This window comes from Paenibacillus sp. ALE2, from assembly GCF_054113385.1.
Genome location: NZ_CM134213.1, coordinates 1,284,935 through 1,299,361, shown reverse-complemented (window position 1 = coordinate 1,299,361; position 14,427 = coordinate 1,284,935). Strand labels below are relative to the sequence as shown.

The following is a 14,427-nucleotide window of genomic DNA, read 5'->3' as shown; positions in this document are numbered from 1 at the left end:
TCTCGATTTCCCTGACGGGCATTACTTCGTGCTTCTGTTTACCAATTCACGCGGATTGGTGCCATCGTCTATCGTTAGCGGGGTAGGAGCACCTGTAGCAATTCGTTCCCAAGGTACCATTTTAAAGTTCTGATTTAACTTCTTGCCGTTTTGGAGATTTTCGTCATCTTGTGCAACGAAGATACCATGAGGGAAATTCTTGCCTAATCCATAGCCAAGAACATCAATACCGTCTGTGACAGACGTACCATCTACGGTAGGGCTGTCGCCGATCGTGAAGTTGCTAATATAGGCATTGTCGCCTTGTCGTTCATAGATCGCATAGCTGCTGTTGCCTTGACTGGAGGCCATCAGGTACCCCTTGCCGTCCTTGCCATAATACAATGTGAGTCCCTCTATGTCATCGTGAAGTCTGCGTCCATCTGCAATATCAATACGTTGCAGCGGCTTGGATGAACCGTCTGGCTCGGCGCTATATTTCCAAATGGCGTAATCCTCTTCAGCAATGTACAGCGTACCATATTCATCATCGGCGACCATGCCCTCGGATTGCGTAGCCAGCTTAAACTGGCGGACAAGCTTGCCGGCAATTTTGCCGTTTCCGTTGTCAGTCAACTCATATTGCTCGAATTCGCCCTCTTTGCCCAAAACGAGTGCGTAAAACTTATCTGTCTTGAGGCTATGGTACAAACTGAATCCATATACTTCTTTCATGGTTGCTTTAATAGGTTTATCAACCACGTTGGTTAATGTTCCTGATTCACCGTCAATGGCAAAGATATCGATCGTGTTATTGGTACGATTGGTTGCGCCTGCGATATCAATTTTTTTACCGCCCAATGTGAAACCGTAACGAAGATCCACGTTGTTCATTTTTCCGACTTTCATGTTTTGCAGTTGCTTGCCATCTAGATCATAGACTAAAATTCCGCCTCCTTTATTGGTAGCTAAAATTCTGCTTTTATCCGGATCAACCGGATTGAGCCAGATCGCAGGGTCATCAGCTGCATCTTCTCCATCCTCCACGGCTTCTGTTTCGACAGAGGGGGTCACTTTATAGGTGGGAACTGCGTCTTTAGGATCTGCATATTTGCTATTTTCTGCTTCAAGCGCAGTAATCACTTTTGTAGGAAGATATACATTTCCATTGATCATCTTAATTTCTCGGTCCGCTTTTCCGGTTTGGCCGGCTAGACGATATTGCTTCTCGCCGACTGTAAAAGTCCCGACTATGCCATTTTTCAGCTTGACCAACACTGAATGGTCATCACTATCCCATGTAATAGTTGCCCCCAATTTATCTGCTTGTGTTCGTAGTGGTGCATACCCAGATGGTTGAGTGTCTGCCGCATGGATCAGGTCTGGTGATACCAGAATTCCTGTTAACATGGTTAATAATGCTAGTTTAGTTGACTTCATATGTATGCCCCTTTTCTGATGTAAAAATGATATAACCGACTCAGTATAAAGCGACAATATCAAAAGAATACAATCAAAATGTAAAAGAAATGTAAAAGAGACGTAAACATTCAATTGGTGGCTGGTTTCCAATATTGTTGTCTGTAATTTTTCGGCGACATTCCGAATCTTTCCTTGAAGCACTTTGAAAAATAGCTGGCTTGGGAGAATCCTGTTTCCTCCGTAATTTGTTGGATGGACCAGTCGGTTTGCAGCAAAAGACTGCGTCCCTGATCCAGACGGTAGTCCATTAAATACTCAAGTGGTGTGCGCTGAAAGGTGGCCTTCATGCATCTAGCAAGATAATTTTGATGTACGTGAAAATGCGCCTCCAGGTCTTTATTAGTAATCGCATTTCTGTAGTTTTGTTTTAAGAAAATTTCGATCTGTTCAGCTAACTTGGAGGAACTGCTTTTATAATTCTCATCATATTCCAAACTCTGAAAAATATTCACAAATGTTTGTTGAGTCTCCCATAGAGCCAGCTTTCGGGTTTTTAGAGTAGAGGCTAGTAAATAGTCCAATTTGGAGAACAGCTCATGGGGATTAATTAATTTCTGATATTTGGGTAGATGGATGGTGGTATGTTCTGAGTGAAAATGCAGTTCAGGAATGGGGGTGCTAGGGATAATAAAATTCGGCGAGGATTGGGCACACCACATACTGTTGGTTTGAAAATGAAACCAGTAAAAGGAGGTTTGTTCTGTACATGCCTCTATGGGGAAATGGTGCTTGTCCGGCTCAAGAATGAGAGCATGATTTTCAGTTATCTTCCACGATTCATCTTCCTCACCGATGTGCAGTAGTCCTTCTTTAATGATAATTACGTCAAAATAACCCAAGTTATAGCGATTCGGATGCCAGTCCCCTTTTTGATATGTAGTAAAATTTCCCTCTATGAAATAGGGCAATGGAGGGACAAGGAAAGATAGAAAGTCTGTTTTGCTCATAGAAGTCAGCTCCTTTGTGTGTGAAATCGTATAAGTTTTAGTTAAAGATTGCGATTTTTTTTATAAATTCAGGTTGATAAAATAAGGACTGTAGCAATGGGCGCTCAGGTTAGCTTGTTCGATATTATCATTACTTTATCCTTATTTTTTCAAAAATGAAAGCGTTCTATTTCCAGGAAGGGATGTTTATTCAATGAAAACGGCAAAGCCAGTAAAGCATGTCATCGTCGATGATTCATTTTGGAAAAAGTATAAGCAGGTTGTGGCGGAAGAGGTCATTCCCTATCAGTGGAAAGCATTAAATGATGAATTACCAGATACAGAACCCAGCCATGCGATTGAGAACTTTAGAATTGCAGCCGGGGAATCCAGTGGGGAGTATTATGGAACCGTTTTCCAGGACAGTGATCTTGCCAAATGGCTGGAGACGGTCGCTTTTAGCTTAAGGGATCATCCAAATTCTGCGCTGGAAGAGCGAGCCGATGAAGTTATTGAACTGTTGGGAAGAGCTCAAGCTGAGGATGGGTATCTGAATACGTATTATCTGCTCAAGGAACCCGATAATCGCTGGACGAACCTAAGAGATAATCATGAGCTGTATTGTGCCGGGCACTTTATAGAAGCGGCTGTTGCTTATTATGAAACGACAGGTAAGACGAAATTTCTTCACATTATGGAGAAATACGTAGACCTGATTCAGCAGACTTTTGGTACAGAAGAAGGGAAAAGGAAAGGCTATCCGGGCCATGAAGAAATTGAGCTGGCCTTGATCAAATTATACGACGTAACGGCTAAGGAACAATATCTTAAATTAGCGCAATATTTTATCCAACAGCGGGGACAGCATCCAATTTATTTTGTGGAGGAGCAAGAAAAGAGAAAGCATATTCAAACAGAGCCCACCTGGAATGATGATAACAACATTAATTTTGGCCTAGGCTTTGAGTACCAGCAGGCACACCAACCTGTACGGGAACAAAAAGAGGCCGTCGGCCATGCGGTAAGAGCAGTGTATTTGTATATTGCGATGGCGGATCTGGCCGCAAAAACGGGAGATGCTTCCCTGTTACAAGCCTGTGAAACGCTGTGGGATGATGTCACGAACCACAAAATGTACATTACCGCCGGAATCGGGTCTACGGTGAACGCGGAAGCGTTCACTTGCCATCATGATCTTCCCAATGACAGCATGTACTGCGAAACTTGCGCCTCTGTAGGGCTGGCCTTCTGGGCTAACCGCATGCTGCGCTTAGCGCCGGACCGGAAATATGCCGATGTTTTGGAGCGCGCGTTATACAACGGAACGATCAGCGGAATGGATCTGGATGGGAAACGGTTTTTCTACGTGAATCCGCTGGAAGTCAATCCTTTTCAAAAATCGAGAAAGGATCAGGAACATGTAAAAACAGAACGGCAAAAATGGTTCTTCTGCGCCTGCTGTCCGCCCAATTTGGCGCGAATGATTGCATCAGTGGAGGACAATATGTACACCCAGACTGATGATACGTTATATACGCATCTGTATATTGCCAGCAAGGTGAACATGAATTTATCTGGCCAAGACGTTGAAATTACACAAACTCATCATTATCCGTGGGATGCGGATCTTGCTCTTTCGATCCATGTAACAGAGCCAACTGCATTTAAGTGGGCACTGCGAATTCCAGGGTGGTGCAAGCAGGCAGAGGTCAAGGTAAATGGGGAAGCTATCTCCATAGACCATCTGGAAAAAGGCTATGTCGAGATTCAGCGTACTTGGAAGGACGGCGATGTGGTCACATTGCATTTGGCTATGCCGGTCGAGCGCATTCGGAGCAACCCGCTTGTCTCCATGAACCAGCAGCAAATTGCTCTCCAACGCGGTCCAGTCGTGTACTGTCTGGAAGAAGCCGATAATGGAGCGAACCTGGCAGGGTTAAGATTACCAAAGGATAGTCCTATTACAGAAGAGTTTAGCGAGAATCTGCTAGGTGGCATTGTAAAGCTGACCATAGAGGGATATCGGGTAAAAAGTTCGAATGCATTATACAGCTCGGAGCCCCTTGAACTTGTTCCTCAACAAATTACCGCTATTCCTTACTACGCCTGGTGTAATCGGGCCAAAGGGGAAATGCGTGTATGGGTTTATGAATCATAATTCATTCGCATGGGGAGAGGAAAGATCATGAGTACGAGAATTGTGAGTACGGAACCACCTGAAAAAGCAACCAGTACCGTTCCTTTTCATCGTAAAATCAGCTATTCATTAACGGATACGGCTGGCAATCTACTATACTGTGTCATCTCCAGCTATCTGTTATATTTTTATACAGATGTATTCGGTCTTTCTATCGGGATTGCCGGAACATTACTATTTATCACCCGTTTTATTGATGCCATTGATGCCCCGATCTGGGGCATCCTGATTGACCGGACCAAGTCCAAATATGGTCAGAGCAGACCTTATTTTCTATGGCTAGCTGTTCCGTTTGCCGTGTTCATGGTCCTTACGTTTACGACGCCCAATTGGAGTGAATCGGGGAAAATTGCATACGCGGCTATCACTTATATCATAGCGGGTATCCTGTATACGGGAATCAGTACGCCGATTACGTCTATTCTGCCTAACCTGAGCACCAATTCCAATGAACGTGTGGTCTTGAACTCTTTCCGTATGGTCGGGGGAAACGTGGGCTTCTTCATCGCCACGACGTTCACATTACCCCTCGTAGCCTTCTTTGGACAGGGGAATGATCAAAAAGGCTTTTCTTTAACACTCGTTTTATTTGGAATCATGGCGATTATTATGTTTTTCATAGCGTTTGCCGATTTGCGTGAGAATGCGGCAGTGAAAACGAAAGCTGTCCCGATTGCTAAAAGCTTTACAGCTATCAAGCGAAACTGGCCCTGGATGCTCGTTGTAGCTGCTAACCTGTGTTACTGGATCGGCTTGAATATTCGTTCTGCCACGCTCATTTTTTATCTGCAATACAATCTGGATAGTAAGGACTTGGTGCCTTTAATCAATGGATTGACCTCTTTGCAATTGATCTCGATGGTTCTGATTCCGTTTTTCGCCAGAAAATTAAGTAAAAATACGATCATGATTATCGGATTGATACTAGCTGCACTAGGTCAAGTCGTGATTTTAATGGGGAGTACAAACTTAACCCTTATTATTGCCGGTTGGATCATAGGTGCATTAGGATCAGGCTTTGCGTGCTCGATGCCATTTGCAATGTTGTCCGATACAGTAGATTACGGGGAATGGAAAAATGGAATTCGGGCAAGTGGATTCCTGACTTCTATTGGAAGCGCATTCTGTATTAAAGCGGGTAGCGGAATTGGCGGATTATTGCCAGCATGGGTTATGGGTAGCACAGGCTATATTGCTGGAAAGATTCAGACCCCGACTGCTTTGTCTGGCATTCAGTTCAGCTTCATCTGGCTGCCGTTTATCGTCTTCTTGATCGGAATCATTCCTATGTTTTTCTATAAGAAATTCGAGAAGAATGAAGCTTCTATTCAACAAGACTTAATTGCGAGAAGATCATAAGTATTCACTTAACAAGTTATTAATGACATTTTATAACATGGTTATGCTGCTTAAAAACCTGTTCACTGAGCTGAGCAGGTTTTTAAGTTTTTTCTATTCAAATGTGAGCAAAACCATTGACAGAATTTTCTTTTAGAGTGATACTTCTATGTAGAGAAAAGTGTACAGAATCAAGAGCCAGAGACATCTAGCCTTGCAACTTTATACATTTTTTCGCCATGAAAGACTCTTCTGTTGAAGGGTTTTTTTCAATTTGATAAAAAGAAAGTGATGATATGAGTCAACTAAGTGTAAGGATGAGAACGCATGGCTTTCTAAATAGACATTTTTCAGGAGAGTCCATTGACTATCGGCAGATTATTGCCCTGTTTATCCCGCTTCTGATTGATCAGGCTTTTATTGTGGGTCTTAATTTGGTGAACACAGCAATGATCAGTTCGTCGGGGATGGCGGCGGTCAGTGCTGTAAATATGATTGATTCATTAAATATTTTTCTAATTAATGTATTTGTGGCTGTGTCTACCGGGGGGACGGTTGTTGTGGCGCAGTATAAGGGAAGCGGTAATGACCTTATGGTCTCTAAAGCAACCTCCGGTACCATATCCTCCGTTTCCTTGCTGGCCTTATGCATCAGTCTGTTTATGATCGTGTTGTACAATCCAATTTTAAGTGTGCTGTTTGGCTCCGCCTCGCCTGATGTATTGGCTAACGGCAAGGTGTACCTGCTGGGAAGCTGTATGTCTTTTGTAGGGATTGCGATTGTTGAAGCGGTATGTGGAGCGCTGAGAGGGATCGGCAAGACGAGGGCATCGCTGGCTCTTTCGCTTATCATGAACCTTTCGTACGTGCTGCTGAATGTCGTATTTATTAACTTGTTGGATATGGGTGTACTGGGCATGACGATTGCAGTCAATGTGTCCAGATATGCAGGGGCTGCCTGCGCGTTGATTTATTTGGTCAGGGTAGATGATGACTTGCGTGTCCAGCTTAGGGATATGCTTTATTTTAATCTGGCTATGCTTAAAAAGATTCTGTTTATTGGTCTTCCTTTTGCGGCGGAACAGATGTTTTTTAATGGGGGTAAAATTTTAACCCAAATTTTCATTGTGAACCTGGGGACCAATGCATTGGCGACGAATGCCATTTGCTCATCCCTAGCTAACGTGTTCCAAATTCCTGCGAATGCTCTGGCTCTTACAATTGTGACCGTGGTCGGTCAATGCATGGGGCGGCGAAATGTACACGATGCCCGCAAGTTTACCAAATCGTTTATTTGGCTGTCTTCCGCTTCGTTTATTGTAATGGGGCTGATCCTAATGCCTTTGTTTAAGCCGATGGTAGGGCTGTTTCATCCGCCTGCTGAAATTGTAGATGACATTTTTATGGTCATGCTGATTAATACGTTGGCCCAGATTCCGCTCTGGTCCATCGCCTTTATCACACCTTCTGCGCTTAGGGCGGCAGGTGATTCTAAATTTACGTCCCTCACCTCAATGCTGTCCATGTGGCTATGTCGGGTAGTGCTGGGATATGTTTTGGGTATTGTGTTCAATTGGGGAATTGTTGGTGTTTGGCTGGCCATGGATATTGAATGGGGGGTGCGGGGGATCGTTTTCCTCTGGCGCTTCCGCGGCAACAAATGGGTTCAGCATCGTTTGATCGACTGAATAGGTCCACTACTATAAAATTGACCTCGGATGAGGCCCTTTATAGTAGTGGATTTTTTTCTAAGACGCATATGGTTACGTGCGTATTACTCCATGCTGATCCCTATATTGCCTAGCTGCGCTCCCTGCTGCATACGGTAAAAGGCTTGCGCCGTATCTTGTAGAGGGAAGACGCCGTCTATAATGGGATGAAGGGAATGACGCTCCATGAATTGGAGCATATCTGCGAATTCCTCGCTGCTCCCCATAGAGGTACCGATGATGCTAATCTGTGGGAAAAATATGGAGCGAAGCGGAATTTCTATGTGATCTCCTGAGCTTGCACCAAATGTAACGATTCGACCATCCGGTTTGATGACATCCAGATATTTATCGAACGTAGCGGGTCCGATGCTGTCAAGGATCAGATCCACGGTGTCTCCGTTCATACTTTCTTTCCAATCGCTATCACTGTCGAATGCATGATGAGCGCCATGGGCGAGAGCAGCTTGCTTTTTGGCTTCGCTACGTGATGTGACGCTGACCCGTGCGCCTGCTGCTAAGGCCATAAGCATGGCATACGTGGCTACCCCGCCGCCAATACCGGGAATGAGGACATGATTCCCTTGCTGCAATTGGCCTCTAGTGAAGAGAGCGCGGTAAGCGGTCAAGGCAGACAGAGGCAGTACCCCAGCTTCTTCCCAAGACAGGTAAGCTGGCTTGCTGACGGCATTTTGAGCGGGAATGATGACCGATTCGGCCAATGTTCCATCCGAAGGACCGCCCAGAATGGCAGGAACCAAGGGAACGAGGTGCGTCTTTTCCCATCCGGTACAAGGATTGATGATTACTTCAGTGCCAACCAGCGAGTTTGGAACGCCAGCGCCTATAGCTTCGATCACGCCTGCTCCATCCGATCCGAGAATGAGTGGAGCGTCGTTGGCGGTTCGATCCGCCATGAGGAACAGATCCCGATGATTCAAGCCTGCGGCTTTGAGTCTGACCTTCACTTCACCGTGCCCCGGATGTCTGTCCTTAACGTCCTTATACATCAGGCCCTCAAGGCCGCTTTTGCCGGTATGTATTACAGCTTTCATTTTAAAGCCTCCTGTGATCGATTTTAGATGCATTTGCATGTACTTTGAATTGTACAGAGCGGCAAGCATCCGGTAAAATGAACAAAATCGAACGTCAGTATCATAAATGATCATACCAAGCAGGTGATGTATATATGGAAAGCAGTGATTTGAAAATTTTTCGGGCGGTTGCTCGCGAGGGCAGTATCACAAGGGCTGCACAAGTGTTGAACTATGTACAGTCCAATGTGACCTCGCGGATTCAGCAGCTTGAGGCACAATTGAACGTACCGCTATTTCGCAGATCTAATCGCGGAATGACGCTAACATCGGCAGGAGAGAATCTGCTGGAGTATGCAGAATCCATACTTACCTTGCTCGACGAGGCAGAGAAGTCTACTCAATATTCGGCTCAGCCTGCGGGACCGTTGCGACTGGGCTCGATTGAGACGACTGCGGTTACGCATCTAACCTCATTATTGACGGGATATCACGCTCAATACCCTGATGTGCATCTGTCGCTTATGACCGGGGGGACGCATGCTCTTGTACAAAAGGTATTGAATTACGAGTTAGATGGGGCATTCGTCTATGGCCCTGTCGATGATCCCAATATAGAGCATATGGCGGCTTTCGAAGAGGAGTTGGTGCTTATTTCGGAACCGGGAGAAAGTGATATGAGCAAGTTGCTCGCCAAGCCTATGCTGTTCTTCGATATAGGCTGCACACATCGGGCAAGAGCGGAAAGCTTTCTGAGCGAAGCAGGTGTAGATGCGTATCAGACTATGGAATTTGGGACATTGGAAGTCATTGTGGGTGGTGTAGCCTCTGGCCTGGGGGTGTCCATGCTTCCACACTCGTCAATTGTAAAGGCGAAGGAGGCGGGAAGGATTGCTTCGCACCGTTTACCCGAAACATATAGCAAATTAGAGGTGTGGTTTGTTCATCGGCGGGATTCGGCTTACTCCAGTGCGCTGTCAGGCTTGCTCCACTGGATGAAAAAGGATGCTATACTTAACTAGGATTAAATTGACATCAGGGGTGTATCATTTGGAAGAACATCATTTATCGAAAAATCCATCTACAGTAGCACCGGGAGAATTTGTGAGGAATGGCGGCTATCAACGACGAGAACCAGATAGGATGGCGGTATTATCAGAGACATTACATACGGAGCCTCTATCTTTTTCAGAAGATGGGCCGCCTGGATGATTGACTTCATTCTTATCGTCTTTGGGTATGGAGGGCTGGTTTATTTCACAACGAAGAAACTATCTGAAACGGGAACTCCAAATCTGGGCATGGTAGTAATTCTCTTCTTGATTGGCTCTTTCTGCTATTATCTGTTACTGGAAGGACTTACAGGCTATACGCTGGGCAAGTTTGTACTTCGTATTCAGGTTGTGAATGGAGAAGGAAGGCCACCAGGCATGATTAAATCGTTGATCCGTACGCTCATATATCTGGTGGATACGAATCCGCTGCTTTTCTGGGGGCTGCCCGCCGGCATCTGTGTGCTGGTGACACCTCGGAAACAACGAATTGGAGATATGGTCGCCAATACATATGTAGTTAAGGTACGGGATTTGGGGAAGGTAGGCAGAAAGAAAAACGGAATTATTGCAGGAGCAATCATCCTGATGACGATCGCTTCGATTGTCTTGGCTGTATCCTTAATTTCTACGCTCATTACTCAAATCGTGAAGCCAGAGGTATTTATCAGTAAGGATAACCAGTTTGCGATTACGGCTCCGTGGAATTGGTCACGAGATAATGGGATTAATGAGGAAGCGGATATTTCCATTAAAAATGAATTTACCGATAGATATTTGATTGTATTGTCTGAACCGAAAAGCGACTTTGACAGCAGTATGACCCTTCAAGAATATAAAGGGATTATTGAAGACCATTTGGTGTCAGAAATTACGGACCCCGAATTGGGGCTGGCCTCCGACAGGGTGGTGAATGGATACCCAGCCATTGAATTCACCCTAAAAGGAGAAGTAGACGGGATTCCGATCATGTATAATGTGACCACGATTGAAACGCCTTCGCATTATCATCAAGTGCTTGCTTGGACCTACGCTTCCCGATACGGTCGAGCCCAGCAAGAGCTGCGCAAGATTAGAGATAGTTTCCGTGAAATGAACATGATGTAACGTGAACATGAAGCTGCTACTATATTCGAAGTTATTAGGGTAAACAAAAAAAGCAGATAGCTAGCAGATAGCTCATAGGAGCATCTGCTTTTTTTTTATTTAAGCTGAATTTAAAAGATGAACATCAAAAACGGAGCAGGCGGAATAGTGCTGTACAAGCAAAGCGGTGGCGATGGGAAGCGCTATCCGCCTGCGTAGTGGCGTTATCGTAGATTTATATAGATCATTTGGTCATACAATAGAATGTCTGATCACTCGTAATCCAGCCACTTTCGCCACCTTGCCTTGTGGATGGGCTTTGAATTGAATTGTCACTTCATTTTTGTGGCTCGTCACAGACAGAGGCAACTCATAGGCAAACGTCTCGAATTTATTCATTTCCTCGGATTCCAGCTTGCCTTCTCCCAAATTATGACCATCTGCGATGATGTCAAAGTCACGATGAGAGCGGTCGGAGTCCTTCAGATAGGTCACTGCTAATTGGACAGGCTCATCAGGGAGCACCTTCATGACAAAAGAGAACCAGCCCCCAGGCCATGTATCGCGATATTTGCGGTTATAGATGGACCCCAAGCCTACATGTTCGCCAGTAAAGGCATGATCCCGTTCAGGCTGCATTTCGGCAGGCTGCACAACATCCACTGTACGTCGTTCCAGTTCCAGCTGGTACGCTAACGCGGTACGGTATTCTGCCTCTGTTGATGTCCACTCCTCCTTGGAAAAGAGATCCCAATAAACGGTATAAGAACGATCATATATCTGATAAAACGGACGAAGCTGCAACTCTCCGATATAACCCAGGTCGCTTAGATGGAATGTATTCGGCTCGATCCTGTCAGCAGTCAGCTTGGTTGCCAAGGAATCAGCCGATCCGATCAGAACAGATGCCAGCAGACGTTCCTCGTTGGACTCCTGTTCAACAGGACCCAGATCTCCAGCCAGCACAAGTGGACCGTACATGAAGGCAATTCGTCGCGGATTATCTGGCATTTCCTCAACTCTTACTGTCATAGGAATATCGTACTCGACCGTATCTCCATCGTTCCATTCCCGTTCAATTACAATATAGCTGGTAGGACATGCCTCTGCGGCATACTCTTCCCCGTTGATCTTAATCATCATGCCCTGCTCCGCCCAGTGTGGGCATCTTAGTTTGATCATGAAGAACTTGGGCTCCTTGCTTATGACACGCAGCGTTCCTCGCCCATTTTGCGGAAAGAGAGTTTCTTGTTGGAGCTGTACATCCATTTCATCCCACGTCACAGTAGAAGGGACATATTGGTTAACATAGATTGTATTTGCTGTGTGAAAATAAATCGCGGTGCCGTACATAGAGTGACTCTCCATACCGGACCCGACACAGCATGTAAAATCCTCATATTGAGAATTGAAGGACTTGTGTCCACCCATCTCCAGCGATACAAAATAGCACACCCGTCCATCTACAGGCTGTTGTGAAGCCAGAATATGATTAAACATTGCTCGTTCATAGTAATCAGCATAAGCTGCATACGCGTCCCATTCGAACATATGTCTTGTTAATTTCAGCATATTGTAGGTGTTGCAGGTTTCACAGGTGCCTTCACCCAAACGATCATTCAGCTTGCCAGGTTCACCAAAATGTTCATTATAGCTATTGCCGCCGATTACGTAGGAATGCTTATGAACCACCCGATCCCAGAAAAAGCGGGAGAGGTCCGCATATAGAGGTTTGCCTGTCACTTCGAACTGCCGTGCTGCACCAATGATCTTAGGAATTTGCGTATTAGCATGTCGTCCTGCCAGCGTATCGCGGCTGTCTGCCAGATCATTCAGCACTTCTCCATGATAAAAGCGTTCCGCCAGATTCAGAAAGCGTATCTCTCCAGAATGTTCCGCCAGATCGGTTAGCACCTCGTTCATGCCGCCAAACTCGCAATGGAGCACCTGTTGCACCTGTTCATCGCTCAGTCCTTGGAATACATCCTCCAGCCAGTCGCCGAGTTTGATTTCCATCGCTAATGCTTTGGGATGATGAGCGAGCAGGTGGACATCACGCAAGCCTGCAAAGAGCTTGTGCATCGTATATAGCGGTACCCAGCCTCCGTTAAGGTCAAAGCCCTGGGAACGAATATCTCCGGCTTTGACCTCTTCAAAAATCTCTTTCCCGCGCGGAATACCGGAAATGTATCCGTTTCCATGACTGTTTTGGCATATTTCCAACTCGTCGATCACATAGTTTGCTCGCTCCAGCAGTCTTTTGTTACCTGTTGAGGCAAACATCAGTGCACAGCCAGACAGGTAGTGACCAAGTGTATGTCCACTGATGCCGCGTGCTTCCCAGCCTTCATAATGAGCCGCTTTGGGTTCCAAGCCCGCATATTCACGAAAACGTGACAATAAACGGTCGGGTTCCAAACCCAGCAGATAGGTCGTATTCAGTTCCATAGCGTGGTAAAGTGGGCCGGAATCAATGCTTACTTTATGCAAGTCAAAAGCTTGTGCTTTCAAAATCATCGCTCCTTAGCTAAGATGAAAGTGTATATTTCTCCACTACATTAGCACTGCAACCGCGGTATGTCAGTAGCTTAACCATACAATGGGTGGACAAATCCGAACATGAATCTAAAGAGGCGATAACATGACCTATCTGAAAGTAAATGTAGATACTCCGATCCAACTAATCTCGGCAGGCGAGTTTGTTTCCGAGGTGCCATGGAAGCATATGAGCCGTTCCATTGAGAACTTTGAGTTGATCCTGGGTGTCCAAGAAACGGTATATATACGGGAGGAACAGGAGGATTTTGAAATAGGGGAAGGAGATATTCTATTGCTGTACCCTGGTCGTACGCACCGAGGATACCGGGAATCATTGCCGGGGGTTAAATTTTATTGGTTTCATTTCGATATGCCTGCGACCCCGAATGTATTATCTATTGAGGAAATGAAGCAGGAAACAAGTGCTATGGATGGGCTTTTGCAGCGTCATGGCGTGATGCGGGATATCTATTTACCGCAAAGTGTACAGGCAGATAATGGAGATCGGATTCATATTATTGTCAATCAAATTTTGCATGTCGCCAACTCACACTATCTTACATATCACAGTGCTAACTATTTGTTCACCTCACTGCTGATTGAGATATCTGAACTGGCCCTCAGTCGCTTGATCTCCAATCCTGTCCATTCACAGGGGAATGTGAGTATGAACAAGATTATCGAGTGGACTCGAATTCATGCTGAGGAACCGCTGACCGTGACCGATCTGGCTCGGAAGTTCAATTACAACAAGGATTATATATCTCGTTTATTCAAGCAAAATACGGGCATGCGCCCCTTGGAGTTCATTCACAGTATTCGAATCAACAAAGCGAAGGAATTGATTTCCCGTACAGATATGAGCATTAAGCAGGTTGCGGAGGAAGCGGGATACACGGATGAGAAGTATTTTATGCGATTGTTCAAAAAGCGAGTCCATATGACTCCCTCGCAATACCGGAATGCCTATCACAAAACATTTATGAACAATGTCTAGTCCATTTCCGCTTGGATCGGGAAATTTTATAGATAAAACATGGAGGAAGAGTCGGCTAAAATAAACTTGTAAGCGTTTCACTTATAGAT

At 45.3% G+C, this 14,427-nt stretch carries 9 protein-coding genes and 1 pseudogene; 6 read left to right on the top strand and 4 right to left on the bottom strand.

Going from position 1 to position 14,427, the window contains the following annotated elements; all coding sequences use genetic code 11:
- Positions 1 to 21: 21 nt before the first annotated feature.
- Positions 22 to 1,419 (bottom strand): phytase, encoded by a 1,398-nt coding sequence (locus tag ACXHJ1_RS05530; RefSeq protein WP_457905746.1) that lies wholly within the window; start codon positions 1,417 to 1,419, stop codon positions 22 to 24.
- A 110-nt stretch (positions 1,420 to 1,529) separates the two neighbouring features.
- On the bottom strand, positions 1,530 to 2,408 hold the full coding sequence (locus tag ACXHJ1_RS05525) for a helix-turn-helix transcriptional regulator (protein WP_016820150.1): 879 nt from the start codon (positions 2,406 to 2,408) through the stop codon (positions 1,530 to 1,532).
- A 193-nt stretch (positions 2,409 to 2,601) separates the two neighbouring features.
- Between ACXHJ1_RS05525 and ACXHJ1_RS05520 the strand changes: the two genes are divergently transcribed.
- The 3 genes from ACXHJ1_RS05520 to ACXHJ1_RS05510 all read left to right on the top strand — a co-directional run bounded on the left by ACXHJ1_RS05520 (position 2,602) and on the right by ACXHJ1_RS05510 (position 7,610).
- Entirely contained in the window at positions 2,602 to 4,545 is a 1,944-nt protein-coding gene (locus ACXHJ1_RS05520; RefSeq protein ID WP_457905745.1) for a glycoside hydrolase family 127 protein, read from the top strand.
- 27 nt (positions 4,546 to 4,572) lie between these two features.
- The gene (locus ACXHJ1_RS05515) at positions 4,573 to 5,943 is read left to right on the top strand and encodes a glycoside-pentoside-hexuronide (GPH):cation symporter (protein ID WP_457905744.1); all 1,371 of its coding nucleotides are present in this window, start codon (positions 4,573 to 4,575) and stop codon (positions 5,941 to 5,943) included.
- A 275-nt stretch (positions 5,944 to 6,218) separates the two neighbouring features.
- Positions 6,219 to 7,610 (top strand): MATE family efflux transporter, encoded by a 1,392-nt coding sequence (locus ACXHJ1_RS05510; protein ID WP_017427856.1) that lies wholly within the window; start codon positions 6,219 to 6,221, stop codon positions 7,608 to 7,610.
- 86 nt (positions 7,611 to 7,696) lie between these two features.
- On the opposite strand, the gene ACXHJ1_RS05505 is transcribed toward ACXHJ1_RS05510, so the two are convergent.
- The gene (locus tag ACXHJ1_RS05505; protein ID WP_457905743.1) at positions 7,697 to 8,686 is read right to left on the bottom strand and encodes a zinc-binding dehydrogenase; all 990 of its coding nucleotides are present in this window, start codon (positions 8,684 to 8,686) and stop codon (positions 7,697 to 7,699) included.
- 134 nt (positions 8,687 to 8,820) lie between these two features.
- On the opposite strand from ACXHJ1_RS05505, the gene ACXHJ1_RS05500 reads away from it, so the two are divergent.
- Both ACXHJ1_RS05500 and ACXHJ1_RS05495 read left to right on the top strand, forming a co-directional pair.
- Positions 8,821 to 9,687: a LysR family transcriptional regulator gene (locus tag ACXHJ1_RS05500; RefSeq protein ID WP_029515299.1), complete on the top strand. Its 867-nt coding sequence runs from the start codon at positions 8,821 to 8,823 to the stop codon at positions 9,685 to 9,687.
- Positions 9,671 to 10,824 (top strand): annotated as a pseudogene (locus tag ACXHJ1_RS05495) (RDD family protein). The gene ACXHJ1_RS05500 and the pseudogene ACXHJ1_RS05495 overlap by 17 nt, the downstream one beginning before the upstream one ends.
- Positions 10,825 to 11,055: 231 nt before the next feature.
- Here the strand turns inward: ACXHJ1_RS05495 and ACXHJ1_RS05490 are convergent.
- The gene (locus ACXHJ1_RS05490; protein ID WP_457905742.1) at positions 11,056 to 13,314 is read right to left on the bottom strand and encodes a beta-L-arabinofuranosidase domain-containing protein; all 2,259 of its coding nucleotides are present in this window, start codon (positions 13,312 to 13,314) and stop codon (positions 11,056 to 11,058) included.
- 130 nt (positions 13,315 to 13,444) lie between these two features.
- Here ACXHJ1_RS05490 and ACXHJ1_RS05485 point away from each other — a divergent pair, with 130 nt between their 5' ends.
- Positions 13,445 to 14,338 (top strand): AraC family transcriptional regulator, encoded by an 894-nt coding sequence (locus ACXHJ1_RS05485; protein WP_457905741.1) that lies wholly within the window; start codon positions 13,445 to 13,447, stop codon positions 14,336 to 14,338.
- Positions 14,339 to 14,427: the final 89 nt, after the last annotated feature.